Raw genomic sequence first — 25,699 nt, 5'->3', positions numbered from 1 at the left:
CATGAAACCACCCTTTCTCCTGTCTAGGATAACCAGAATATATTGGAAAAAACCGCGGGGAAGTTCTGGTGGTCTGTAGATACGGTGCAGAATCCGCGGGGGAAACCACAGTAACGGTTCTAAAAAAATATACTTAAGCAGCTAGGTAATTTACTTGAAGAAGGAAAAAATGAATGAATATAGAAATCTATAGTTACATACTTACATTTCTGAAATAAGGTAAAGGGGATGAAGTGAATGACGGAGGTTTTTTTCACAGTTCAAGATGTTCTTGAAAATTACAAAAATGCAGTTTACGAAAAAGATGTTGAAAAATTCTTATCCATGTATGCTCCCGATATGCATATTTATGATTGCTGGGGGAACTGGGAGAGCAACGGTATTTCTTCATGGAAGGAAAACGTGAGAGAGTGGTTTAATGGATTGAGTGAGGATGGTGTTTTACTTAAAGTTGAATTTAATGACCTAGTTGTTGAAGAAAATTCAAATCTCGCATTTGTTCATTGTGCTGTAACCTTTGCTGCACACCAAGAAGAAAATGGTGAGCAACTTCGTCAGATAACAAATCGGTTTACATATGGTTTAAAAAAAGTGAATGAATCTTGGGTCATAGCTCATGAACATTCATCATTGCCTATAAATATTGAAACGGGTAAGGGAATTTTTAACTTGAAGTAAAAAATATACTATTTTGATTGGTGATAAAGGGATTGCTGCAATTCCTATTAGGGCTTTACTCACAATAAGAGTAAAGCCTTTTTTTGTCCTAAAGCAGTATGCCAGGAATTAAGAACAGGGAGAACCATCCCCATGATCTTTCCCCCTAGTACTTTTCTCCTGATTCTTAACGAATACTTAATGTTAGCCAAACATTATTTTTACATTTTGTCATTATGATAGGGTTATATATTATCTTTCTAAAGTGGGTGCGACAGCTATGTATAGGCAATTAGATCTACAGGTAAAGTCGATGTCGAGAACGAATCTGTTATTTACTTATTTAAAGCACCTAAGTGAAAGAGGACAAAGGGAAATTTTATATTATAAGAGGTTGAAGGAATTGCAGAAGATCATGAATAATCATGCTTTAGATACATTCTTTCAGCCAATCGTGAAATTACTGTCAGGGGAAACGGTTGGGTATGAGGCCTTAAATCGCCCGGCAGCTAGTAAGTTATTTCCGAACACGGAATATTTCTATGAATTTGTTGGGCAATCAAATCAAGTGTTTTCCTTTGAATGTTTTTGTAGAAATTTGTCTTTTAAACGTTTCATGGATAGAAATAAGTGGGATGTCGACCAGCATCCAGCTTTAATTTTTATTAATATTCACCCGAATGTGTTACTTGATGCAAACTATCATAGTGGAGAAACGCTGCAGCTTTTATCTGAGCTTGGGATACAGCCGAATCAGGTCGTTTTTGAATTGACGGAGAGAAGTGCTGTGTCAGACTTTACACTTTTTGAAAAAGTTCTTTCAAATTATCGCAGGCAAGGATATCGAATTGCTATCGATGATGTCGGGTCTGGCTACAACAGTCTAAAAACGTTAGTTTATTTAAAGCCAGAGTTTATTAAACTAGATAAGTCCTTGATTCAGCATATTGATAAAAATAAAGAACAACAGCAGTTGGTTAAGTTAATAATAGAATATGCAAAACAATCATGTACCGAAATTATTGCAGAAGGAATCGAAAGACTGGAAGACTTGGCCTATATACGGGAGCAAGGAATCGATTATGGTCAAGGATATGCGCTTGGAAGGCCGCATGAGGAAGTAAGACCAGGGAAAAACCCGATGGAGAGCCAGGGGCACGGTTCTAGTAGCACATTCTTATTGAAGGAATAAAGCCAGGAAAACCGTCCCCGTGGTCTTTTGGCAAAAGGAGACGCCGCTATGGTAGATTATGTTGGTGATATAGCAAAACAGGTACCATCTATTTCCCTTAACACGGTCAATAAAACAGTGGATAAGATATTTAGCGGGGATACGAAAATACTTGGGATCGTTGTTGTAGATCAAGATGTGCCCATTTCCCTAATAACAAGAACGGATTTTTATCAGAAATTGGGCGATTTATACGGGTATAATCTCTATATTGGCCGATCCGTTGAATTACTCGCGAATAAAGAACCTCTTATAGTAGATTACTATCAGTCCATTACAACGGTAAGTAAGTTAGCAATGGAAAGAAAAGAAGAGGATCTGTATGATTATGTAATCGTAACGAAGGATAATAAATATATTGGCATAGTAAATATTCACCAATTACTAATGAAATTGGTAGAGGTTCAGGTAGAATTTGCGAGCTTTTTAAGTCCTTTAACGAAATTGCCGGGGAACCTGGTTATCGATAATAAGCTCAAGGAGATTTTACACCAGGAAAAATATAGCGTCCTCTACTTCGATTTAGATCATTTTAAATCCTATAACGATACCTATGGTTTTAAAAAGGGGGATGACCTGCTAACAGAAACGGCCAATCTATTGAAAAGATATTGTGATGAAAAAGGGTTGTTTTTGGGGCATATTGGCGGAGATGATTTCATTATCATTCTCGATCATTATGATTATCAAGTAATGTGCGAGGCCATTTTGAAAGACTTTGATAAAAATATTAAGCGTTTTTACAAATCCAATCACCTAGCACAAAAATATGTAATAGCGGAAAATCGGCAAGGGGTTAAAGAAAAGATAGCCATTGTGTCGTTATCGATAGCCGTTGTTACCAACCATAACCAACAATTTAATAATGTGGATGAACTGACCGAATACATAGCAGTAGTAAAAAAAGAATGTAAAATGGTTAAGGGCAGTTGCTGTTTAACAAAATAAAAACCGAGGGGACGGTTCTCGAGGCACATTCTTGTTGCAGGAATGAAGCCGGGAGATTCGTTCCTGTAGTTTTTTTCTTAATCGAGCATATGAAGGACATCCTAAAGTTCCCCTGTTAAAATGAGTTTATGACAAATCATACTCTCCCTTTTTTTTCTAAGTAAACCTTTGTTATTCCTACAAACAAAAAACACACTAAGGAAATAATAAAGCAAGTAGTCGTAATTATAGTTGAAATACTCAAATTTATCCCTCCTATTTAAAAAAGTTACTTCTCCTACTTAAGAACATTTCTTCGAAACTCTAATTTATTCTAGCATACTTCATGTTAAAATCTAAATTGCCTTACAATTTTTAGTGAAAAGTTTCTAATAAAGAAAAAATATTTTCCTATTTTAGATATTCCCTGTAACTTTTTTCATTCTTATCCGTGCTATTGATGAGGGGAGGAGCGGATGATAGAGACTATTGATGACATTTATCAAACTTATTTTCATGATATATATCGTTTTCTCCTCTCTCTTTGCTATGACCACCATACGGCAGAGGACCTTGCGCAAGAAACATTTTTCCGTGCTCATCTTTACATTGAGAATTACGAGGGGGGAAATGTTAAAACATGGCTTTTTACAGTAGCGCATCATGCATTTATAGACCATTACCGGAAGCAAAAAAGAATGGTAATAAAGGAGCAAAGCTTTTTCCTATCATTATTTGATAAGAAAAAGGCACCTGTAGATACGATTGTGGTTCATGAAGAAATTCAAGAAATCATCAACATGTTAAAAGACTTACCGGAAAAACATAAATCTGCGGTGCTTTTACATGATTTTCACGGATTATCTTACAATGAAGCAGCGCAAGTGATGAACGTGCCACCCACTCATTTTAAAGTATTATTATTCCGTGGCAGGCAGGCGATAAGAGGTAGGAAGGCGGTAGAAAAGTGAGTAATGATTTTAAAAGAAAACTGGATGCTTACGAGAATGGGGAATTATCTGATAGCGAATTAGAAGAATTTGAAAAAGAGTTAGAAAAGCTGGAAAAATATCAAGAGTACCTTGAGGAAAATAAACCAGAGGAAGCAAAAGGTTCAACTAGTAACGAAAAAAAGCAGCAAAAGATATTAAGACGGAGTAAATGGAAGGCCAGACGGCAAACCGCCTTTTTCGCTGTTGGGATGCTACTTGTATTTACGATTGCTTCGTCGATACTAACTGCTGTTTACTATTCATGGGGGAAGCCCGATCGAGTAGATGTGTTAAGGAACATTATCGACCATACGTTAACGGTAACCGATCCTTATGGATATACAGGTGGAACGAGTACAAATTCAAAACCGTTTTTTGGTTTGGAGGCAACAAGAGATTTAAATAAAAGAGTAGGGACGGATATGGTAAAGGTGGGTGAGATGGAGGTTAATTTTCTTTTCTCGATGATGGCCTATCCAGAACGAAAACACTTAGGAAATGTATCACAGAATAAACCGGCCTTTTCCTATCCTGGAGTGGGAACGAGGGGGATGTCAGACTGGAAAAGATTAGAGCAGCTTCCTGAAGGAACGGTCGTTTCCGCCTATGTATCTTTTGCGGAGTTACTCGAAACAGAAGTGGTTTTTCAGCGGTTTGAAGGAAAAGACATTGACCTGATTTGGTTAGCTGTTGACTCTGGGATGGAAGCAAGAGAAGGTAGGGATGAAGGGATTATCTTTGATCCGATTGGTTTTCCAAACAGCCCAATTTGGCATGATGATGACATGATTTTAGAATCCAGAGAAGAAGAAAAGGGACTATTCGGTAGTAGAATCGTTTCGGAGGGTCATTCTTCTCCTGCTTACAGCGAAGAGGATCAAAAGATTTTCCACAAGCAATTCTTGAAGACCTTATACTTTCTAAAGGATCATGAACGACAAGCAAACAAACTCTACTTTGGCTTTGGGGGATTAGACCTTTCAAAACGAATTGATTTCCTTGAAAAAAATGGGGTTCAGCATTATGGCGTTGTTATCACTGGACCGACAAAGGAAGTGTTGAAGCTACAAGAAGAAGCCTGGGTTGGGGATTTAGAAGTGGATGAGGTAGGCTTCTGGAATTGGAATGACTGAGGTTACTTTCGTTAACGTTACCTGACACCCTATTTAGCCTTCATAGCAAAAAAGCCAGGCACCAGCCTGGCTTATGTAACTTTCACTTACTCTATTAGGAAAACGTCCCCCTGGTCCTTCTGGCCTCTAACAATATCAAACAGCTGTGTGAGGTAGTTGTTAAGTTCGAAGCCTTCTTCGTTAGTAAACTCGGATAATAACAATTTGCTTTCCTTCATTTTCATTCCCCCTTGGTTACGTATCTATCATTAGTTTGTCCAAACTATTATTCTCTTAAACATATGGTGTGTGTTTATCTTAGAAAAGCCGAGGCGACGGTTCTCATGGCACATTTCCCTAGCAGGAAAAAGGGGAGAACCTTCCCCTTAGCACTTTAAACAAAAATATAGCAGGGGAGCCGATAGCCCTGTGTTTCCTCTAAGAAGGAATCGATTGCTATCTTATAGAAGTTAGTGGATAAGGGGGAGTAAAAACAATGATTACTTTAGTTATAATGAATTCCAATGAATATCAAAAATATGTTTCTTTAGCGACTAAATCATATGCGGAAGAAAAAGTTTTATCTGGAAATTGGAATCAAGAAGAATCAATTAGTAAAGCGGTGGAGGAATATACAAGGCTTTTACCTAAGGGTGAGAAGACTGAGAATAATTTCTTATACACTATTTTAAATGACGATAGCGCCATTGGAGCTATATGGCTTGCACAGCTATCTGAAGAAAAAGGATATATTTATGATATTTATGTAGTAGAAGAATACCAAGGGTTTGGATATGCCAAAGAAGCAATGAAGCAAATAGAGAATGTTGGGCAGAAACTGGGCATGAAAAAAATAGGTCTGCACGTTTTTGGTCATAACAAAGTGGCAAGAGGATTATATGAAAAATTAGGTTATCAGACGACAAATGTATTGATGGAAAAAGAGATTTAATAAAAACCACGGGGACGGTTCTGGTGGTACATCCCTATCGTAAGAATAAAACCAGTAGAACCGTCCCCTTGGCACTTTAAACAAAAATAAAGCACGAGAACCGCCCCGTGCTTCACTCCATCCTAGGAAAAAAAGCCACGAGAACGAATCGTCCCCCTGGCTTCCCACCTAATAAAACTTCTTAAATCCATCAAAGTGTTTGGACCAGTAGTTGTTGTTTAAGTTGGTAATGGTAATCCCAGCCTTTTCATCGGCGTGGATGAATTGGTTATCGCCTACGTAGAAGCCGACGTGTGAGATTCCTTTTTTATATGTATTTTCAAAAAAGACAAGGTCGCCTAGTTGTGGCTTGTCCACATAGTAGGACCGGCTGTAGTAGCCTTCTGCGTTGGTACGTCCGATATCTTTCAGCCCTGATTTGTTCGCGACATAATAGATGAAGCCGCTGCAGTCAAAACCGTTCACGGTGCTGCCGCCCCACACATAGGGGATCCCCATTAAGCCTTTAGCGGTCTTGATTAGATTCGTGATTACATCTGTTACTGGCGCCGTTACTTCTTGCGTTGGCGGGTTCCCAGCCGCTGCAACAACCGATAGCTTTTGCCCGATAAAAATCATATCTGATTTCAAGCCGTTAAGTGTTTTTAGTTCCTGTACGGTTACCTTAAATTGACTGGCAATTTTCCCGAGATAATCACCGCTTTTAACAGTATAAGTTGTCACCGCTGTTGTTGGGACACTCGGTGTGGTTGTTGGTGGTGGTGTCACCACTGTTGGCGGAGTAACAACGGTCGGCGGGGTGACCACTACAGGATTGGATGAAACCTTCATCTTCTGCCCTGGATAAATCAAATCAGAGGTAAGATTGTTGAGCTTCTTCAATTCCTTAACGGTAAGGTCGAATTCCATTGCAATCTTGCCTAGATAGTCACCGCTTTTGACTGTGTACACACTAGCTGTAACGGTTGGGACAGGTGCCGTCACTGCTGGTTGAGTGGATACGGCTTCCTCGCTAAGCTTCAGCTTTTGATTCACGTAGATCGTATCAGATTTCAAACTGTTCAAGGTCTTTATTTTTGCAACAGACGTTTTGTTCTGTAAGGCAATACCCGATAAGGTGTCGCCTTTTTTGACTGTGTATTCACTGGCAAATGCAGTTCCGGCATAAACAGTCGAAAGGAACGCTGCTGTCGATACGGCGCGGACAATGGTCTTCTTCATCTAGAAATTCACCTCTAATTTTCTGAATCTAGCACCAGCGCCCAGCGACTAGTGGACTTCGCTCTCCTCCTTACGATAAGTCAACATCGAATCGCTAACGCTCTTCGTGTTTCCTTTATCTCATGCGGAGCGCTCCAGTCCATACGTCGCTAAACGGGCGCTTATTGCTTTTTATTGTTATATTGTACATATTCTACCATGAAATTCCTTCACTTTGTTTAATAATTTGCAATTCTTGACAGCATCTTTACAAAACCCTAGAATAGTCTGTTCCGATTTCCCCAAAAAAATACAACTTTTATTTTTTATCCAAATTTCTGTTAAATTCCAACAGCATTCAACAATCTTATAAAAAGAAAACAGAGGGGCGGTTTTCGTCCCATCTTTAAACAAAAATGAAGCCCGAGAACCGACCAGTGCTTCACTCCGTCCTAGGTAAAAAAGCCACGAGAACGAACCGTCCCCCTGGCTCACGAGAAAAATGGGAGCTGGCGGAATGTTGGCGGTTTTCCGCGGAATGAATACGAATTCTCGCGGAATAATTAGCAAAACCCGCGGAATGACTCATCAACTTTTCCAAAAAAACAAACCCAACTTCAAATGAAATTGGGTTTGTTGCAGAAAATTATTTTAATGCGCCACTTTGATCAAAGAAGTACCGCTTACCTGAGATGGTTGCCCAGCCAGTTTGCATTGCGCCACCTGATTTGAAGTAAAACCAGGTTGAACCGCTTTGCAGCCAGCCAGTTTGCATCGCACCACCTGGTTTGAAGTAATACCAAGTCGAACCGATCAGTAGCCAGCCGGTTTGCATCTGGCCGCCACCCTTGAAATAATACCAAGTACTGCCACTTTGCAGCCAGCCAGTTTGCATTGCCCCACTGCTCTTGAAATAATACCAAGTACTACTGCTTTGCAGCCAGCCAGTTTGCATGGCACCGCTGCTCTTGAAGTAATACCAAGTTGACCCGTCCTGCAACCATCCGGTTTGCATCGCACCGCCGCTCTTGAAGTAATACCAAACGCCGCCAACGGACTCCCAACCGGTTTGCATCTCGCCCTTAGCATTAAAGTAATACCAGGTAGCACCTACAGCGAACCAGCCTGTTTTCTTCTCAAAATTAACCGAGTCATAATAATACCAAATGCCGCTTTCAAATACCCAGCCGGTGGCAGGAGATTTCACGACGGTAAGTGTTGCTGCTTCACTTACGTTGCCGGCTTTGTCTGCAACCGTTACGACTAAAACAGTTCCTGCCAATTGCTTAGCAATGGAAACCATAAAATTACCATCAGCGCCTGCAGTAGCAGAGCCAATCACAGAACCATTAACTTTAACTTGAACAGTAGAACCAACTTCAGCGGTGCCTGTCACCAAAGTATCTTTATCAGCAACTATATTTATTATAGGTAAACTTGGAGCAGTAACATCTTTGACGATAACAGTAGTTGCCTCACTGACATTTCCGGCCAAATCTGTAGCAGTAACAACCAGCACAGTGTCAGCCTTTTGCCCAGGGATGGTAACCGAATAGGTTCCATCTGACCCCGTAACAGCCGTTCCAATCACCGAACCATTGACTTTTACTTCCACTGTAGCTTCTGCCTCCGCGGTGCCTGTCACCAAAGTATCTTTATCGGTAACTATGTTTACTATAGGTAAACTTGGCGCGATTTCGTCTTGTACGTAGGCTAAGGCTTTTGCTGCATTGAGTGTTTTGCCTGTTTGGACTTTGGCGGATAGTGATGCTAGGCTATCGCCAGTTGCTAGAATCGTATTTTTCCATTTTTCCGGTTCCCAGTCAGGGTGTTTGCCGGCTAACAGTGCCGCAACACCGGTTACATGAGGTGCTGCCATTGAGGTCCCTTGATAATAGCTATAAGCATTATCATAGTTTGTGTCCCCAGGGAAAAGTAAGTTTACTTTTGCTATAGCACTATTATTACTAGTTATATAGTCAACATACGGCGCAGATTTCACACGATACGAAGCACCATCATAGGTTGTACCCTTTACCCCAGTTACTTGTGCTCTTGATTCTCCCTCCCCGTTAATGGAAAGAGCCAGCGTATCGGTAACAAAGAAAGTGTCTTCATTGCGATAGAGTAAATCTTGGCCGCTTAATAATAATGACGTATTGCCTCTTTTTAAAAATTGCTCCAAGGAACTTAAATCTTCAGAGGTCAAATTCGGATTTTCTTGCCCCATAGCGTTTCCGCTAAACCAAATCACGGCGTCGTACCCAGTTAGAGTGGCTAAATCCGGGCCATTCTCGTAAGCTGAAACTGTTTTAACGTTATAGGATAAGCCTGCATTCGTTAATAATGAAGTATAAACAGGTAAGTAGTTTATGTTACCAACATCCGCTTCATCATCTTGAACCAACAAAATGGTCGAACTGGATGTTAACCCTAAATAGTTAGTCGCTTTATTAAAGACAGCCTGTCGATCGGTAGCATTGAAATATTCAAAACCAATTCCATTAAAAATAGCTTTGTAGTTTTGTGATGGATTGAAAATCTCCGCAGCTACCCCTTGTTCTAATACTATCGGAACCGTGCTTAAAATATTAACACCTGGTGCAGCTATATCGACATTCTGGTATCCATAATTCGAGAAATCCGCCAAATTACCAGAGTTGTCAATCGCAGTAACAGAAATAATATTGGTGCTTTCAAAGCTAGCAGGGTATTCAGGTTGTTGGTCGACATTAAGTCCGTCATTTCCGGCAGCCGCTATAAAAAGCATATTTGTTTGATCAATCACATCATTTAGAGCCTGGTCATATTCTGATCCGCTCCAGCTCAAATTGGCAATCTTGACACCCATGCTTTCTGCATATTCTATGGCAAGAATCGCATCAGAAGTATACCCGTCACCATCTGGTCCCAAGAACTTCAAGGGCAGTATTTTTACATTGGCGGCAATCCCGGTAATGCCGATGCCGTTATTGCTTTTAGCAGCAATCGTTCCAGCCACATGCGTACCATGATCATCCAAATCTTGTGGGTCAAAGACGGTTTGATCGGAATGGTAGAAATCCCAGCCATTTATATCATCTATATATCCGTTTCCATCATCATCCACACCGTTGTTAGCAACTTCACCGGGATTTACCCAAATGTTATCGCGTAAGTCAGGATGATGAATGTCAATACCAGTATCAATCACCGCAACAACCATCTGCTGTGGGTTCGTTACATTCGTAAACGCCCCGATCGCTTCAGAGTAATCGATATCAACATCCGCCACCCCAGGGCGTCCATTAACCACTTGCCCTGTATTATCTAATCCCCATAATTTAGTGAAGGAAGGGTCGTTTAGAATACCAGATCTCGTATAGGTGTAGTTTGGCTGCACATAGAGTACAGAAGGGTCAGCCTTGAGTGTTTTCATTAGCTGGCTAACACTAGAACCTTTTGCAACTTTTACAACCTCAGCACCAATTGACTTAAGCTTTTGGTTCGTTTTAAGAGAATGTTTCGTTTTCAACTTCGCTGCTGAGGTCGTATTCTTGAACTTTACAATTAATTCGTCAGCTTGAGCGTTTCTAGTATTCCCCTTTTTTGAACTAGGCATTTCATCCTTTTTACCAGCAAATGCTGTTGTCCCTAAGGCAGCTCCAATGTTTGTGAAAGCCGAAGAGATGATCAGTGAAAAAGTAAGGAAAGACACTAGCCATTTAAGCGTTTTTTTTCTATACATCTAGCCGAACCCCTATCTAGTAAAATAGTAATTGAATATTGTCGTAAACAATACCCATATTTTACAATACTAATAGTCAAAGTTATATATAATTTGCCAAAATTCAACATTTGGATTTGTTGTTTTGCTTCGGAAAATAGTAGGATTTCATCAAAGTATAGTAAGCTATGTAAAATTAGAATGGTGCTATTTAGTGTAATTTACTATCATCCAAAAGCCCGTGCGTCTCTCCTAGGTAGAAAAACTATGAGAACCGACACCTTGGCTCCCAAATTGTGTCTAATCACGCAAATACTTACAACAAATTAAACTAATATTTTACATTTTATTTACAAATTTACGAAAGTTTAATAGAATGGGAGGAACGAGAGCGTGGGAAAGGAGATATTTGTCGAATGGGATTGAAGGAAAATAATGAGGATTTGCAAGAGGAATTCTCGGAGATCATAAAAAGAGCCTATGAACGTGGTCTAAATGAGACAGGAATGACTGTCCAAAAGCTGATGGAAGAGTTAAAAATCGACCTTAGAAATATGAAGGTTAATTAATATATAGAATGGCAAAGAAAATTTCCTAATAAAAAACTGACTGGGAGTCCCAATCAGTTTTTTGCGTGTTGATTTAGTTCTAATTCTGTCTTAAGTAGATTTTGAATTCGTTGCTGTTCTTCTTGAGGAATGGCTAAATAATAGATGCCATTTATTTTAGTGCCGCTGCCTTTTATTTCTAATTGTTCGATGTTGCTGCTGGCCGTTTTGTAGTTCTTTTGGATATCGACTAGCTGATCAAAGGTAAGGTTTGTTTTTACATTTGTGCCAACGGATTGAAAGATATCAGAGAAATTAACTAAGCTTGAAATGCTGGCACCTTCTTTGATTACCGCCTGGATAATTTGACGTTGTCGTGTGTTACGACCAAAGTCACCGTTCGGATCTTGTTTGCGCATCCTAGTGAATGCTAAAGCCTCTTCACCATTTAGGGTGATCTCACCAAGCGGAAAATTTACCTTCTCAACAGAAAAATCAAGCGTGTTGTCGACTGTTACGCCCCCAACGGCATCAACGATGTCTTTAAACCCTTCCATGTTCACCTTCATATAATAATCAATCGGGATATCGAGGAAGTTTTCAACGGTATCCATCGCCATCTCGACTCCGCCAAACGCGTGGGCGTGATTAATTTTATCATCATAGCCTTTGCCGACAATTTCCGTACGTGTATCACGGGGAATGCTGAGCATTTTAACTGAATTGGTAGTCGGGTTTACGGTTAATACGATAATCGTGTCTGAACGGCCTTTATCCGTCGTTGAATCGACACCGAGCATTAAGACGGAGAAGGGATCCTTTTCCACAAGTTCAACAGGTTCGGGACGTTTTTCTGACGTACGTTCAATTGGCTCGTGCATCGTATTGACTGCGCTTTTTAAAGATTGATAGACGGTATAGGCATAGCCGCCTGCAACAACCAATAAGACAAGAAGGACAATTCCGGTAACCTTCAACCATTTTCTGCGTTTTTTATCTGATCTCATTCGACTAATCCTCCGAAAAATTTACATTTTTTTAAAATCTATTAAACAGAATACCAAAAAGGCAGGTAAATAGATAGAAGAAATTGGTGGATATTCTATGGACACGTACAACTAGTGTCCTGGTAATAACTAGATTTTATAGAAAAAAAGCGAATCAAATTGATTCGCTTTCATCAGAAATGAAATAGTTCAGTAAAAAGTCGCTCCATAATTTGATGCCTATTTCACTTGGTCCACTTTGGTCAGGGAGTAAACTATCACTCAGTTCTTGGGTACCTTGTTCTGGCCAAACGGTCCAGTGATCAAGGTAGGTAATTTGATTCTCTTCTGCGTATGCTTTCAACTCTGCCACTTGATTGGGGTAAATCGTTGCCGTAAGAAGTGGATAGGATGGTTGGATCATGAAGATGGTTTCAGGATTCGCAGCCTGAATATCCTCCATCAACAATGTTAAACGGTCTAATGTGACATCAATCGTAGCATGTCCATTAGCAAGTAAAAGAAAGGGTTCTAGTACAATCAAATCTGCTTCTTCAGCGATGATTTCCTCTTGTTTATTATCTTCTATCCATCCTTTAGTAGTAGGAGGAGTAGTGGTAGTAGTATATGTCTTCATAGCTAGTTGAAGGTTTTTCTCTCCAAACGACTTCAACATTTTCTCTTTCACTACTTCATATGTATCCTCAATCGCGGGAGAACCGACAAATAGCATCTTGAAGGTGGTCTCTTCCTTTACTGTTTGCTCGAACCGATCAATCGCTGCAGTTGGCCAATTCTTTGTATAAGCCAAGACATCTGGCTCGTCCGTCACTTTCGTTTCACTCTTCTCCACTTCTTTTTCCTCGGAGGAATTATTAGCCTTTACGGATGCTTGATTTTGTTGGGACCAATACGAATTACCTAGATAAAGGACAACTAAGCAAGCGATTCCAAGCACCACAGTAAAAATGTTTTTCATCATCTATATTTGACCTCCCAATAGTTTTCCATATCCATTATAACAGAATATATTCTCAATTCGATTATAACTTACAAAAAACTACAATGTAGATCAGAAATATAGAAGAGAGCAAAAAATAATGGTAGGAAGAAAGTCGAAAAGTGGAACAAAGTTACTCAACACTTCGTGATATAATTCATTTTATATGCATAATTTCCATTTTAATCAGCAACCGAGGTGAGGAAAACGAAAAGATGAGAGGGGTATGGTTATTTATACATAATAGGAAGAAATGCGTTAAAAGTAGTTACTTATAAAGAAGTGTTCCTTTTCATGTAGGAAATATGTCATTGAAATCACTTCCAATTTCGATTAAATACTACAAAATCTTACAAATAGATGTATAATAAGTTAGGTCAAAAGGAAATAAACTCGAAAATATGTCGAATGTAACAGATATATATGGCAATATATGCTATAATGGTTTCTGCTTGCATTTTTGGATAATAAATGGGAGGACACCATGGAAGAAACGATTAGTTTAAAAGAATTATATCAAACCTTACGTAAACGAATAAGTTTGATCTTGAGTATAACCTTCATAGCCGTATTATTAAGCGGTGTAGTTAGCTATTTTTTGATAACACCAACTTATCAATCCTCAACACAATTGCTTGTCAATCAATCAAAAAGTGACCAGGCTACCTTTCAGTATAATGAAATTCAAACCAATCTTCAGTTGATTAATACCTACAATGTAATTATAAAGAGCAACGCTATTCTTGATTTAGTCATAAAAAACCTAAATTTAGACATGACAGTTGGTCAGCTTAACGAAAAAATTACTGTTGCTAATGAAAAGGATTCACAGGTGGTCAACGTTTCTGTAACAGATGAAAATGCGGAAACAGCCGCACAAATTGCTAATAGCGTAGCAAATGTCTTTAAAGAAGAAATTGTAAAAATTATGAGTGTTGATAACGTTAGCGTCCTGGCAAAGGCAGAAGTAGTAGAAGATCAGTCGCCAATCAAACCTCAGCCACTACTTAATATCGCGATTGCGATGGTAGTTGGCTTAATGGCGGGAGTGGGGATTGCTTTCCTATTAGAGTTCTTAGATAACACAGTGAAGACTGAGCAAGAAATTGAGAAGCTACTCGGAGTACCTGTACTCGGTGTGATAGCGACAATGAGTGATGAGGATATAAAAGATAGTAAGAATAGACGGTCAGAACGCAGTAATCGAGTGAGAGGTGAGACAATTGGCTCTTAAAAAGGATAAAAAGAAACCGGTAAGTAATAGAAGGACATTGATTTCGATGTTTGATCCGAAATCACCGATTTCTGAACAATATCGAACCATCCGAACGAATGTTCAATTTTCTACCGTTGACGAAGAAGTGAAAACATTGATGGTTACATCGTCAGGACCTGGTGAAGGAAAGTCAACTACGGTAGCAAATTTAGCGGTAGTCTTTGCGCAACAAGGGAAAAAGGTCCTACTTGTGGACGCTGATATGAGAAAACCAACCGCTCATTATACATTTAATATGTCAAACGTATATGGTTTAACAAGTGTATTGACAAAACAAGCGACATTAATCAATGCTGTGGAAGAATCACAGGAAAATAACTTATTTATCTTAACAAGTGGTCCAATTCCGCCAAATCCAGCCGAATTACTAAGTTCAAAGGCGATGGAGCAATTTTTCCTAGATGCACAGGAATTTTTTGACTTAGTGATCTTTGATACTCCACCATTATTGGCTGTAACAGATGCGCAAATTCTAGCAAATAAATGCGGGGGAACGATCCTTGTTATTTCTAGTGGGAAGACAGAAAATGAAATGGCACTAAAAGCGAAGGAACTACTTGATACTGCACAAAGTAAATTGTTAGGTGTCGTTCTGAACAATAAAAAGATTGAGAACACAAACTATTACTATTATTACGGTGCGAAATAATAAATGTAGTTAAATGAACATATCTATTTCCCTATGTGAAAATAATAACTTACTAGTTTACTAGAGGAGGTTGGCGTGATGATTGATATTCATTGTCATTTATTGCCAGGAATTGACGACGGTGCGAAAGATTTAAATGACAGTCTTATGATGGCAAAACAAGCGGTCAGTGAAGGAATCCACACCATCATTGCCACCCCTCATTTAAATAGTCAGTATAATAATAGAAGACGAAATATTCTAGAAAAAGTTTCAGAGCTCAATCAATTTTTAAAAGCAGAGAATGTGAATTTGACGATCCTTGCTGGACAGGAGCCTCGAATTTATGGTGAAATTCTTGAGGATTACGACAAGGACGAGATTCAAACCTTGAATGGCAGTCAATATGTGTTTATTGAATTCCCGTCAAACCATGTTCCAAGATATACAGAGAAGCTTTTATTCGACATTCAATTAAAGGGCCTTACACCGATTATCGTTCATCCCGAGAGAAACTCGGAACTAATCGAACGTCCAGAGAAGTTGTTTCAGTTGGTCGAAAAGGGTGCGTTAACACAAGTAACGGCCTCAAGCCTTTGCGGTTATTTCGGTAAAAAAATTAAAACCTTTTCCGAACAATTAATTGAAGCAAACTTAGCTCATTTTATCGCATCCGATGCTCATAACGTAACAAGTCGTTCATTTAAGATGAGAGAAGCCTTCGACATCATTGAAGAAAAGTACGGGAACGAAATGGTCTATCTATTTGAGGAAAATGCAGCGCTACTTGTTGAGGGGAAGAACGTCATCAAAGAAATTCCAGAACAAGTAAGAAGGAAAAAGAGATTTTTATTCTTTTAACCTACTAATCTGGTAGGAATAAACGGTATTTTTAATATCGCTATGGTGCTATATGTCTGTTATTGATGTAATACTCGAGTAAAGTTACACAAAGAAAGGTTTAATGCCAAGTTTAATAGAAAAAAATATAAATATCTAATGAAAGGACAAGTGTTATCACATGCGTTTCCATTAGGTATTTATTTTTGTCTTAAAAGCTTAATTTGTTGGTGTTTTTATACTAGTATGTTGATTTTCTCTCCAGGTGCTTCGCTTTCCGCAGGAGGTTCGGGGAGCCTCCTCGGCGCTAAAGCGCATGTGGGGTCTCCCCTGCACCTTACTCCTGCATGAGTCTCGCACCTTACGCGCAAATCAACATGGTTCAAACAATATAAAAAACCAACAATAATTCTTTAGTTCTTTACTATAACCAATAATAAAAAAGGAGGATGATGAGATGAGTTATCGGACGAGGTTGACGGCGCTTGCTGTTTTGGATTCTGTTATTGTGTTAACGGCGATTTACATAAGTTATTGGACGCTTTATCCAACATTACAAATCTTCAAGATTCCGATGTTGCTCGTTACGGCTGTTACGTTATTAATTTGCCATCATTTATTTGCTGCTATTTATCATCTGTATAACAAGGCGTGGCAATATGCGAGTGTCGGCGAACTAGTTGTCATTGTTAAAGCGGTGACGTACTCGATTATCGCTACATCCGTGATGCAAATATTAGTATTTGGTAATACGTATATACGAGCCTTGTTGATTACCTGGATGCTCCATGTGTTGTTGATTGGCGGGTCAAGGTTTTCATGGCGAATGTTCCGCGACAACATTATGAGTAAGCAGGAAAATATTAAAAAGACATTAATAATTGGTGCAGGTGCTGGCGGGACAATGGTTGCGAGGCAATTACTAAACAACCATGAGATTGATTTAAAACCGGTTGCATTTATTGATGATGACCCGATGAAATACAAATTAGATATTCTCGGAATACCCGTAGCGGGTGATTCGAGCCACATTGAACAAACCGTGGAGAAATACCAAATTGATAATATCGTGATTGCGATTCCATCGTTAAAACAAAGTGAGTTAAAGCGGATCTTTGATGAATGTGCAAAAACAAAAGCAAAAACACAAATCATCCCTAGATTAGAGGATTTGATGACTGGAAAGATTTCGGTAAACCAATTCCGTGAGGTTCAGGTCGAGGATTTGTTAGGAAGAGAACCGGTAGAGTTAGATATTACAAGTATCTCCGAAAATATCACAGGGAAAACCGTAATGGTAACAGGTGCTGGTGGGTCAATTGGATCGGAAATTTGTCGGCAGATTTGTAAGTTCAATCCTAGTAAAATTGTTCTCGTTGGCCATGGCGAAAATAGTATTTACCTAATAGATATGGAGCTGCGTAATCTCTATCAAAAACAAATTGATATTGTTCCAGTGATTGGTGATATTCAAGACCGAGCAAGAATATTGGATGTGATGGAAGAGCATAAGCCGTTTGTGGTTTATCATGCTGCAGCGCATAAGCATGTACCGTTGATGGAGTACAATCCACGTGAAGCGGTTAAGAACAATATCTTTGGTACGAGGAATGTTGCGGAGGCGGCGGACACCTTCGGTGTTCATACTTTTGTAATGATTAGTTCTGATAAAGCGGTGAATCCTCCGAATGTGATGGGGGCTACGAAACGGTTTGCGGAGATGATTATTCAGAGTCTAGCTAAGAATAGTAAAACGAAATTTGTTGCCGTTCGGTTTGGGAATGTTTTGGGTAGTCGTGGTAGTGTTATTCCATTATTTAAGAAGCAGATTCAAGCTGGTGGGCCGGTGACGGTTACCCATGAGGATATGACACGTTATTTTATGACGATTCCTGAAGCCTCTCGGCTTGTGATTCAGGCTGGGTCGTTGGCTCGTGGTGGTGAGGTTTTTGTGCTTGATATGGGTGAGCCAGTTAAGATAATTGATCTCGCGAAAAATGTGATCAAGCTTTCTGGTTATTCAATAGAAGAAATCGGAATTCGTTTTACGGGACTTCGTCCTGGGGAGAAGATGTATGAAGAGTTGCTGAATGAGAATGAAGTACATACAGAGCAGGTGTTTCCGAAGATTCATATTGGGAAGGCGAATGTGCTTGAGAATGAGGTTTTAAGTGCACTTGTTAATGGGTTGTTGGAAATGACGGAGACTGAGATGCATGATGTTTTGATTGGTGTGGCTAATAATCGATTTGAGAGGGTTTCTGTTTTAGCTGAGGAAAGGTGAGTAAGGGATTAAAAGAATTAAAGATGCAAACCTTTCGGTTTGATTATTTGATTGTTAAGACGTCAATTGAGTTTTCATTGCAAGATCCATCGTTAAGGAAAGATTTTGTTCATTTTTGAAAAAATATTGAATGTTAAAAAGGTCAGGTTGTAAATAATATGGCATTTTGTTTACTGGGGCGGAGATAAAGATGATTTATAAAAGATATGCAAAAAGGTTGGTAGATTTTTTTCTATCATTTGTAGGATTAATCGTGCTTTCACCTGTTTTCCTATTATTGATAATAGCGATCAAACTGGATTCGAAGGGACCTATTATATTTAAACAGCGCCGGATAGGAAAAAGTAAATCTGAGTTTTATATCCTTAAATTTAGAACCATGAAAATTGATACACCTAAAGACACACCGACTCACCTTTTGGAGAATCCAGAAAGCTATATTACTAGAGTGGGAAAGTTTATGCGGAGAACTAGCATGGACGAGCTTCCACAAATCTTAAATATTTTAAAAGGTGAAATGAGCATTATTGGTCCACGTCCTTGTCTATGGAATCAATATGATTTGATAGCAGAAAGAGATAAGTATGGGGCGAATGATATTTATCCTGGGTTAACGGGTTGGGCACAGATTAATGGTCGGGATGAGTTGCCTATTGAAGTTAAAGCAAATCTTGATGGTGTTTATGTCGAGAGATTGAGTTTCCTAATGGATGTTAAATGTTTTTTAGGGACTATTTTAAGTATAATTAGGACCGATGGGGTTGTAGAGGGTGGTACTGGAGCAACTGCAAAGAAAGAGGTTGCTGCTACAAAAAGGAAAGCCAATGAAAAAAATTGGGGCTAATGATGAGGTGCTTTTAGATGGATAACAAAATTACATTATATATAAACACAATAAAGTATCTCAAACCTTCACAAATGTATTATAGAGTGTTTAATAGGTTAAAACGGGAGCTATATAAAAGAAAACTATTATTAGCAAAAATACCTGGTGAACTTAAAGTCAGGGAAGACTTCAATTACGTTATTCCTGAATTAGACTTTGATAAAGATTATTTAGATAGGTTTAGTATTGAAGGCATCTTAAAAGATGAGTTTAAATTTATTAATTTAACAAAACATGTTGAATTATCAAATGCATGGAATAACAAAGAGTTACAGCATTTGTGGAGATACAATTTACATTATTTTGAGTACTTATATAAATTAGCTTATGTGTATTCTAAAGAGAATAAACAAGATAAATACTATGGCAAGTTTAAAGATTTAATTGGAAATTGGATTGAAAATAATCCATATGCACATGGTGATGGATGGCATCCATATACGATTTCATTACGAATTACGAATTGGATAACTACCTACCAAATCTTAAGGGATAAAATCATATCAGATAATGACTTTGAAAAGAGCTTTAGGGATTCAATATACCTACAATATAAATATCTACAAACTAATCTTGAAAAAGACGTTTTAGGAAATCATTACTTTGAAAATATAAAAGCACTTATTATTGGAAGTGTTTTTTTTGAGGATACAAAGGTAAAGAACAGGTTTAAAAAAGAATTATTGAAGCAATTAAAGGAACAAGTCCTTGAAGATGGAATGCATTTTGAATTAAGTCCTATGTATCACAAAATTATCCTAGAAGATTTAATCAAAATTACTTACTGGTTAAAGGATGACGGAGTATATAAACAATTAATTACCTATATCCAAAAGATGATTGATGTAACGTATAGCTTTGAGGAGAACTTTGGTAAGACACCGGCTTTTAATGATAGTGCTGATGGAGTGAGTAAGGATTATAAATGTCTTTTAGAAGCTTGTAAAAGGTATTTTAAGTTAATTCCACAAAGCAATACTAGTACAAATGAAAGTGGCTTTTATATTATCAAAGATCAGAATAAAAAGTTGATTTTTGATACTGGAGAAATTTGTCCAACCTATTTACCTGCGCATGGTCATTGTGATGCTTTGAGCTTTGAGCTTTCAAGCAATGGATCACCTCTCATTGTTAATTCTGGGACATTCAGGTATGAAAGTGGAGAATGGAGAGATTTCTTTAGGAGCACGAAAGCTCACAATACTGTTTCTGTCTCATCTCAAGAGCAATCACAGTTCTGGGGAAGTTTCAGAGTGGCAAAACGAATTAATAAGGTAAGAAGAAAACAATTTATATACAAGAATATCGAATTTTATGCAGGGTCATATGTTTCATATCATGGAACTGAACATAAAAGATTTATCGGGTATATAGATGAAAATAAGATAATTGTTTTAGATTATGTAAATGCAATATCAGATGGTAATATCAAAAGTTACTTACATTTTGTACCTGAAACAAGTGTAAGTATTGACAATAATATCACACATATTGTCAACAATAAAGAAACTATTAAATTGACTCCAATAGGCATTAGTAAAATTGATTTGGAGCAGGGTTGGTACTCTGAACAATTTAATTCAAAAGAAGAAAATATGCATCTAATATTTCAAAGAGATGTAGGCAAAGAGGTTTTTGGCTATTTAATAGATTTTAGTTCTAATGAAAATAAAATTATAGAAACAGAAAAAGGTATCAAGCTAATTGGTGAAAAAGAACTAAATATAAATTATCAAGAATTGGGAGATAAGCTATGAAGATAGTAGTAATAAGCCACTTTTTCCCTCCTGAGATTGGGGCGCCGTCAGCAAGATTATATGAAATGGCGAGACATTGGGTAGAACTTGGCAATGAGGTTCATGTCGTTACATGCTTCCCGAATCATCCGACAGGAGTTATACCGGATAAATATAAGGGTTTGAAATATAAATATGAACAGATGGACGGTATTCATGTACATAGAAATTATGTATATGCGACTCCTAATAAAGGCTTTATTAAAAAGACGCTGGGCCATATCTCATTCATGTTTTCTTCTGTTTTGATTTCAATGAAAAAAATAAAAAGACCAGATGTAATAATAACTAGTTCCCCTACCTTCTTTTCTATTTTTTCAGGGTATTGGTATAGCTTAATAAAAAGAGCACCGTTTGTTCTTGAAATTAGAGATTTATGGCCTGCAGCGATGATTGAATTAGGAGTTATGAAAAAGGGTGTCATAACTAATATCTTAGAAAAAATGGAGCTGTTTTTTTACAGAAAGAGTAAGAGACTAATAATGGTGACGAAATCATTCAAAGAAAATGTTGTGAGTAGAGGTATCGATGGCAGCAAAGTACATGTCATAACAAATGGGGTAAATCAGGAGATGTTTTATCCTAGGGAAAAAAGTATTTCAATCATAGATAAATATAACTTGGAAAACAAATTCGTTATCTCTTACGTGGGTGCACATGGGATATCTCAGAATTTAAGTACAATCTTAGAGGTTGCAAACTCTCTAAAGGAATATATGGATATTCACTTTTTATTTATTGGAGAAGGTGCTGAAAAAGATAAATTAAAGAATATTGCAAGTGGGCAGGGCATTAGCAATGTTACGTTTATTGATTCTCAGCCTAAAGAAGTGATACCGGAATTTTACAATACCTCTGATATTTGTTTAATTCCTTTAAAGAATATTGAATTATTTAAGACGTTTATTCCATCTAAAATGTTTGAAATAATGGCGTGCGGTGTTCCGATTGTTGCAAGCCTAGAAGGAGAAGCCGCAGATATTTTAAATGAATCAAAGGCTGCTGAAGTTGTAAAACCTGATAATCCAGAAGAAATCATGCATGCAATTATTAAGATTAAAAACGATAAGGTCTTATATGAGAGACTTAAAGAAAAAGGACCAGCTTTTGTTGAGCAGAACTATTCTAGAAAGAACCTTGCTAAGGAATATTTGGAGATAATAAGTGAGATATAGAGGGAGATTAGTATGATTTTATTAACAGGGGCTACAGGTTTTCTAGGTGAGTTTGTTCTGGAAGAACTAGTACAAAAAGGTCATGAGGTTACTTGTTTTGTTAGAAAGACTAGTAACCTTGAAAAGATCAAACGATTGAACGTTAATTATGTATATGGAGAATTAGATGACTATAAGTCAATATGTGATGCCTTAAAGGGGAAAGAGGCACTGATTAATATTGCTTCACTAGGATTTGGACATGCACCTAACATAATTAATGCATGTGAAAAGATGGGTGTTAAACGGTCTATTTTTGTTAGTACTACGGGAATATTTACAAAGCTAAATCCTGATAGCAAAGGGATTCGTTTAGCGGCTGAGAAACTGATTAAAGAAAGTGGCTTAGATTATACAATTATTCGGCCAACAATGATCTATGGAACTCCGAAAGATCGCAATATGTGGAGATTAGTAAAGTACTTAAAAAGATTACCGGTACTCCCGATATTAGGCACTGGAACATACTTGCAACAACCTGTTTATGTGAAGGATTTAGCTAATGCAATAGTAAGTGCTTATGAAAACAAAGTTAGTATTAAAAAAGCCTATAATATTTCGGGTGCTAAGCCTCTTACCTATAATGATGTTATTGATGCCACAGGTAAGGCGTTAGGTAAAAAAGTGGTTAAAATCCATATACCTATGAAACTAAGCTATAACTTGTTAAAAATGTATGAAAAGACAACAAATAAACCGAAGTTGAAGGCAGAACAGGTACTAAGGCTTAATGAAAACAAAGACTTCTCTTTTGAAGACGCCAAGCAAGACTTAGGGTATTATCCATTGAGTTTTGAAGAGGGAATAAAACGTGAAATAGAATATAGTTAATTTCTTGAAGGAAGGTACTTATATGATAAACATAATTGGACTTGGCTATATAGGTCTTCCCACAGCTCTGATGTTTGCAAAAAGTGGGATTAAGGTAGTGGGAACTGATTACAATGGTAATCTAGTAAATTCATTAACTGAAGGCAAGCTTACGTTTGAAGAAGATGGTTTAGAGGAACTTTTTCAAGAGGCTCTTTCAAGTGGAATTCAATTTTCTACTGAATATCAGAAGACACATACTTATATTGTTGCAGTTCCGACACCTTATATTAAGGATAGTAAAAAGCTTGATCCTAAGTATGTTATTTCTGCAGTAAATAGTATTCTTGATGTCTGTGAAAAAGGCGCAGCGTTAATTATTGAATCAACTGTTTCACCGGGGACAATTGATAAATATGTTCGTCCCGAAATAGAAAAAAGAGATTTTATTATTGGCAAAGACGTACATCTGTTACATGCACCTGAAAGAATTATTCCAGGTAATATGATCTATGAACTTGAACATAACTCAAGAACGATAGGTGCAGATGATCCGGAAATTGGAGAGAAAATCAAAGGATTATATACTAATTTTTGTAATTCTGAAATTGTTATAACAGATATTAGATCTGCTGAGATGTCTAAAGTAATAGAGAATACTTATCGTGATATCAATATTGCGTTTGCAAATGAATTAGCGAAAATCTGTCGTACAGATAATATGGATGTATATGAGATTATCAAAATTGCAAATAAACATCCACGAGTCAATATATTACAACCAGGTCCAGGTGTTGGTGGACATTGTATTTCAGTGGATCCATGGTTCTTAGTAGGTGACTACCCAGATTTAACAAACCTTATCTTGGCTGCCCGTAAGATAAATGATTCTATGCCTAGACATGTCCTAGGACGAATCAGAGATATTATGAGAGAACATAATATTAAAGACATTTCAAAGGTTGGTTTATATGGAATGGCTTATAAAGAAAATGTCGATGATACAAGAGAAAGCCCAACACTCCAATTATTAGAAAGAATGGATGAGCACTTGGCTTTTGGTGTTAAGGTATTTGATCCCTTTGTAAAAACAAGAATTGTTGACCATCAATTTATGAACTTTGAGGACTTTTTAAATGAGATAGAAATCCTTGTTGTTATGGTTGGGCATGATCATATTAAAAACAATATGAATCTCATTAAGGACAAGCTTGTTCTTGATACCAAAAATATCTGTGTGTTTGAAGGTTCATATAAATTATAATTTAAATTTCGTCGGAAAGTGAAAGAAAATTGATGAATGGATTTAGAACTTGGTCAGAAGCAATTAAAATGTCCCTTTAGTGAATGCTTGTACCCTGCCTCCACATTACCAACAGGAAAGATAAATGTAATATGAAAAAATGAGTTAGGTAAGTAATTCATATCCTGTTACTTTTATTCTTACTGAAGAGAATAATAATAAAGGTTATTCTCGAAAGAGTTTAATTGATTAATCTTATGAAACAATAATATTAAGTATTGGAGATCGTAGAATGTGTAAAAAGTCAATTATTATGATTGGCCCTTTTCCTCCACCGGTTGGAGGTGTTTCAATCCATCTATCTAGGCTGGTTAACAAGCTTGAGAATAAATATAGTATTTATAAAATTGATACAACCAAAAATAGATTAAAGCACGGAATACTATTATTAAAGTTACTGGGAAATTCAAAGAGAAAATCATCTCAGTATATTGTCCATAATCATGTTTTTGATATTAGGTTAAATGTGATAATTACGTTTTTATGTAAACTAGTTGGGATAAAGTATATTCAAACGGTTCATAGTTTTAGACCAAACAAGGCTGAATTAAGTAAAAGAGAAGTTAGCATGATTAAATTTATATTTAGAAATTCATATAAAGTAATTGTTGTAAGTAATAAAATAAAAGATGATTTACTTCAATTTGATAAAAGCCTTTCTAAAAAATTTACTGTGCTTCCTGCGTTTATTCCTTATGAGAAAAGGCCTGAGGTGGTTAACAAAAAAAGTTTAGAGGAATTAAAAATTGACAATTTTATAATAAGCCATAAAATTATTCTCTGTGCAAATGCATCAAGGATTGTAACTTTTAAAAATCAGGATTTATACGGTATCGATCTAACTATAGAATTAATGAAAAAAATTAAGGAATTAACAAAATATAGTGTTGGATTTATTTTTATGTTACCTCATGTAACTAATAATGATTATTATAATAAGTTAATTAATCGTATTCATGAATACGGAATTGAAAAAGACTTTGTTTTTGTTACTGAGGGAGTAGAAATGGTTCCTTTATTAGAATATGTAGATATTTTTTTAAGACCAACCAATACTGACGGGGATGCTTTATCAATAAGAGAAGCATTGTATTCGGGTACTCCATGTATTGCAAGTGATGTTGTAGAGAGACCATTGGGAACCGTAACTTTTAAGACAAGAGATGCATCAGACTTATATAATAAAGTTCTGGATGCAATTAAAAATATTGATGAGGAAAAAATTAAAGCTCGTTATTTTGGTAATTTACAAAGTGAGTATATTGAAAGTTATTATCAATTATATGATGTGGATTAATTATATAATTATCTAATTCTATAACTTATAGGATGTAGTAAATAACCTGTAAAG

At 37.2% G+C, this 25,699-nt stretch carries 22 protein-coding genes; 17 read left to right on the top strand and 5 right to left on the bottom strand.

Features of this window, described 5'->3' with window-relative positions:
* Positions 1 to 237: 237 nt before the first annotated feature.
* The 5 genes from NSS81_RS10790 (at position 238) to NSS81_RS10770 (ending at position 4,940) form a co-directional block, all read left to right on the top strand.
* Positions 238 to 678, top strand: a complete 441-nt coding sequence (locus NSS81_RS10790) for a nuclear transport factor 2 family protein (protein WP_342433498.1) — start codon at positions 238 to 240, stop codon at positions 676 to 678.
* Between the two features lie 259 nt (positions 679 to 937).
* Positions 938 to 1,849: an EAL domain-containing protein gene (locus NSS81_RS10785; RefSeq protein ID WP_342433497.1), complete on the top strand. Its 912-nt coding sequence runs from the start codon at positions 938 to 940 to the stop codon at positions 1,847 to 1,849.
* A 48-nt stretch (positions 1,850 to 1,897) separates the two neighbouring features.
* Positions 1,898 to 2,836, top strand: coding sequence for a GGDEF domain-containing protein (locus NSS81_RS10780; protein WP_342433496.1), 939 nt, complete (start codon positions 1,898 to 1,900; stop codon positions 2,834 to 2,836).
* Between the two features lie 455 nt (positions 2,837 to 3,291).
* Entirely contained in the window at positions 3,292 to 3,786 is a 495-nt protein-coding gene (locus tag NSS81_RS10775) for an RNA polymerase sigma factor (protein ID WP_342433495.1), read from the top strand.
* The gene (locus tag NSS81_RS10770) at positions 3,783 to 4,940 is read left to right on the top strand and encodes an anti-sigma factor (protein WP_342433494.1); all 1,158 of its coding nucleotides are present in this window, start codon (positions 3,783 to 3,785) and stop codon (positions 4,938 to 4,940) included. Before NSS81_RS10775 ends, NSS81_RS10770 begins: the two co-directional genes overlap by 4 nt.
* Positions 4,941 to 5,026: 86 nt before the next feature.
* Here the strand turns inward: NSS81_RS10770 and NSS81_RS10765 are convergent, their stop codons facing one another.
* Positions 5,027 to 5,158: a hypothetical protein gene (locus NSS81_RS10765; RefSeq protein ID WP_342433493.1), complete on the bottom strand. Its 132-nt coding sequence runs from the start codon at positions 5,156 to 5,158 to the stop codon at positions 5,027 to 5,029.
* A 257-nt stretch (positions 5,159 to 5,415) separates the two neighbouring features.
* Between NSS81_RS10765 and NSS81_RS10760 the strand changes: the two genes are divergently transcribed.
* Positions 5,416 to 5,871 (top strand): GNAT family N-acetyltransferase, encoded by a 456-nt coding sequence (locus tag NSS81_RS10760; RefSeq protein WP_342433492.1) that lies wholly within the window; start codon positions 5,416 to 5,418, stop codon positions 5,869 to 5,871.
* A gap of 168 nt (positions 5,872 to 6,039) precedes the next feature.
* Here the strand turns inward: NSS81_RS10760 and NSS81_RS10755 are convergent, their stop codons facing one another.
* Entirely contained in the window at positions 6,040 to 7,092 is a 1,053-nt protein-coding gene (locus NSS81_RS10755) for a LysM peptidoglycan-binding domain-containing protein (RefSeq protein ID WP_342433491.1), read from the bottom strand.
* Between the two features lie 625 nt (positions 7,093 to 7,717).
* Complete coding sequence (locus NSS81_RS10750; RefSeq protein ID WP_342433490.1) at positions 7,718 to 10,798, bottom strand: S8 family serine peptidase; 3,081 nt, start codon at positions 10,796 to 10,798, stop codon at positions 7,718 to 7,720.
* 395 nt (positions 10,799 to 11,193) lie between these two features.
* Between NSS81_RS10750 and NSS81_RS10745 the strand changes: the two genes are divergently transcribed.
* Positions 11,194 to 11,346 carry a hypothetical protein gene (locus NSS81_RS10745; RefSeq protein ID WP_342433489.1) on the top strand — a complete coding sequence of 51 codons (153 nt, stop codon included), beginning with the start codon at positions 11,194 to 11,196 and terminating at the stop codon, positions 11,344 to 11,346.
* Positions 11,347 to 11,399: 53 nt separating this feature from the next.
* On the opposite strand, the gene NSS81_RS10740 is transcribed toward NSS81_RS10745, so the two are convergent.
* Both NSS81_RS10740 and NSS81_RS10735 read right to left on the bottom strand, forming a co-directional pair.
* Positions 11,400 to 12,332: a LytR family transcriptional regulator gene (locus NSS81_RS10740; protein ID WP_342433488.1), complete on the bottom strand. Its 933-nt coding sequence runs from the start codon at positions 12,330 to 12,332 to the stop codon at positions 11,400 to 11,402.
* 154 nt (positions 12,333 to 12,486) lie between these two features.
* A complete protein-coding gene (locus NSS81_RS10735) occupies positions 12,487 to 13,293 on the bottom strand; it encodes a hypothetical protein (protein ID WP_342433487.1) in 807 nt (268 codons plus the stop codon).
* A 502-nt stretch (positions 13,294 to 13,795) separates the two neighbouring features.
* Here NSS81_RS10735 and NSS81_RS10730 point away from each other — a divergent pair.
* From NSS81_RS10730 to NSS81_RS10685, 10 genes are all read left to right on the top strand, one after another.
* The gene (locus NSS81_RS10730; RefSeq protein ID WP_342433486.1) at positions 13,796 to 14,545 is read left to right on the top strand and encodes a Wzz/FepE/Etk N-terminal domain-containing protein; all 750 of its coding nucleotides are present in this window, start codon (positions 13,796 to 13,798) and stop codon (positions 14,543 to 14,545) included.
* A gap of 46 nt (positions 14,546 to 14,591) precedes the next feature.
* Entirely contained in the window at positions 14,592 to 15,236 is a 645-nt protein-coding gene (locus NSS81_RS10725; RefSeq protein WP_342433994.1) for a CpsD/CapB family tyrosine-protein kinase, read from the top strand.
* A 78-nt stretch (positions 15,237 to 15,314) separates the two neighbouring features.
* A complete protein-coding gene (locus NSS81_RS10720; RefSeq protein WP_342433485.1) occupies positions 15,315 to 16,076 on the top strand; it encodes a CpsB/CapC family capsule biosynthesis tyrosine phosphatase in 762 nt (253 codons plus the stop codon).
* Positions 16,077 to 16,512: 436 nt separating this feature from the next.
* Positions 16,513 to 18,339 (top strand): nucleoside-diphosphate sugar epimerase/dehydratase, encoded by a 1,827-nt coding sequence (locus tag NSS81_RS10715; protein ID WP_342433484.1) that lies wholly within the window; start codon positions 16,513 to 16,515, stop codon positions 18,337 to 18,339.
* Between the two features lie 190 nt (positions 18,340 to 18,529).
* A complete protein-coding gene (locus tag NSS81_RS10710; RefSeq protein ID WP_342433483.1) occupies positions 18,530 to 19,183 on the top strand; it encodes a sugar transferase in 654 nt (217 codons plus the stop codon).
* 17 nt (positions 19,184 to 19,200) lie between these two features.
* The gene (locus NSS81_RS10705) at positions 19,201 to 20,982 is read left to right on the top strand and encodes an alginate lyase family protein (RefSeq protein ID WP_342433482.1); all 1,782 of its coding nucleotides are present in this window, start codon (positions 19,201 to 19,203) and stop codon (positions 20,980 to 20,982) included.
* Positions 20,979 to 22,196 (top strand): glycosyltransferase family 4 protein, encoded by a 1,218-nt coding sequence (locus NSS81_RS10700; RefSeq protein ID WP_342433481.1) that lies wholly within the window; start codon positions 20,979 to 20,981, stop codon positions 22,194 to 22,196. Before NSS81_RS10705 ends, NSS81_RS10700 begins: the two co-directional genes overlap by 4 nt.
* 12 nt (positions 22,197 to 22,208) lie before the next feature.
* Positions 22,209 to 23,066, top strand: a complete 858-nt coding sequence (locus NSS81_RS10695; RefSeq protein WP_342433480.1) for an NAD(P)H-binding protein — start codon at positions 22,209 to 22,211, stop codon at positions 23,064 to 23,066.
* A gap of 22 nt (positions 23,067 to 23,088) precedes the next feature.
* A complete protein-coding gene (locus tag NSS81_RS10690) occupies positions 23,089 to 24,309 on the top strand; it encodes a nucleotide sugar dehydrogenase (RefSeq protein ID WP_342433479.1) in 1,221 nt (406 codons plus the stop codon).
* A gap of 271 nt (positions 24,310 to 24,580) precedes the next feature.
* Entirely contained in the window at positions 24,581 to 25,645 is a 1,065-nt protein-coding gene (locus NSS81_RS10685; protein ID WP_342433478.1) for a glycosyltransferase family 4 protein, read from the top strand.
* Positions 25,646 to 25,699 lie beyond the last annotated feature (54 nt).

Source organism: Neobacillus sp. FSL H8-0543, from assembly GCF_038592905.1.
In the GTDB taxonomy this organism is placed as follows: Bacteria; Bacillota; Bacilli; order Bacillales; family Cytobacillaceae; genus Neobacillus.
This window is presented reverse-complemented; position numbering and strand designations above follow the sequence as displayed.

Coding starts and splice junctions, on each gene's coding strand:
- NSS81_RS10790 (WP_342433498.1), top strand. CDS start 238: ATGACGGAGGTTTTTTTCACAGTTCAAGATGTTCTTGAAAATTACAAA.
- NSS81_RS10785 (WP_342433497.1), top strand. CDS start 938: ATGTATAGGCAATTAGATCTACAGGTAAAGTCGATGTCGAGAACGAAT.
- NSS81_RS10780 (WP_342433496.1), top strand. CDS start 1,898: ATGGTAGATTATGTTGGTGATATAGCAAAACAGGTACCATCTATTTCC.
- NSS81_RS10775 (WP_342433495.1), top strand. CDS start 3,292: ATGATAGAGACTATTGATGACATTTATCAAACTTATTTTCATGATATA.
- NSS81_RS10765 (WP_342433493.1), bottom strand. CDS start 5,158: ATGAAGGAAAGCAAATTGTTATTATCCGAGTTTACTAACGAAGAAGGC.
- NSS81_RS10760 (WP_342433492.1), top strand. CDS start 5,416: ATGATTACTTTAGTTATAATGAATTCCAATGAATATCAAAAATATGTT.
- NSS81_RS10755 (WP_342433491.1), bottom strand. CDS start 7,092: ATGAAGAAGACCATTGTCCGCGCCGTATCGACAGCAGCGTTCCTTTCG.
- NSS81_RS10750 (WP_342433490.1), bottom strand. CDS start 10,798: ATGTATAGAAAAAAAACGCTTAAATGGCTAGTGTCTTTCCTTACTTTT.
- NSS81_RS10745 (WP_342433489.1), top strand. CDS start 11,194: ATGGGATTGAAGGAAAATAATGAGGATTTGCAAGAGGAATTCTCGGAG.
- NSS81_RS10740 (WP_342433488.1), bottom strand. CDS start 12,332: ATGAGATCAGATAAAAAACGCAGAAAATGGTTGAAGGTTACCGGAATT.
- NSS81_RS10735 (WP_342433487.1), bottom strand. CDS start 13,293: ATGATGAAAAACATTTTTACTGTGGTGCTTGGAATCGCTTGCTTAGTT.
- NSS81_RS10730 (WP_342433486.1), top strand. CDS start 13,796: ATGGAAGAAACGATTAGTTTAAAAGAATTATATCAAACCTTACGTAAA.
- NSS81_RS10725 (WP_342433994.1), top strand. CDS start 14,592: ATGTTTGATCCGAAATCACCGATTTCTGAACAATATCGAACCATCCGA.
- NSS81_RS10720 (WP_342433485.1), top strand. CDS start 15,315: ATGATTGATATTCATTGTCATTTATTGCCAGGAATTGACGACGGTGCG.
- NSS81_RS10715 (WP_342433484.1), top strand. CDS start 16,513: ATGAGTTATCGGACGAGGTTGACGGCGCTTGCTGTTTTGGATTCTGTT.
- NSS81_RS10710 (WP_342433483.1), top strand. CDS start 18,530: ATGATTTATAAAAGATATGCAAAAAGGTTGGTAGATTTTTTTCTATCA.
- NSS81_RS10705 (WP_342433482.1), top strand. CDS start 19,201: ATGGATAACAAAATTACATTATATATAAACACAATAAAGTATCTCAAA.
- NSS81_RS10700 (WP_342433481.1), top strand. CDS start 20,979: ATGAAGATAGTAGTAATAAGCCACTTTTTCCCTCCTGAGATTGGGGCG.
- NSS81_RS10695 (WP_342433480.1), top strand. CDS start 22,209: ATGATTTTATTAACAGGGGCTACAGGTTTTCTAGGTGAGTTTGTTCTG.
- NSS81_RS10690 (WP_342433479.1), top strand. CDS start 23,089: ATGATAAACATAATTGGACTTGGCTATATAGGTCTTCCCACAGCTCTG.
- NSS81_RS10685 (WP_342433478.1), top strand. CDS start 24,581: ATGTGTAAAAAGTCAATTATTATGATTGGCCCTTTTCCTCCACCGGTT.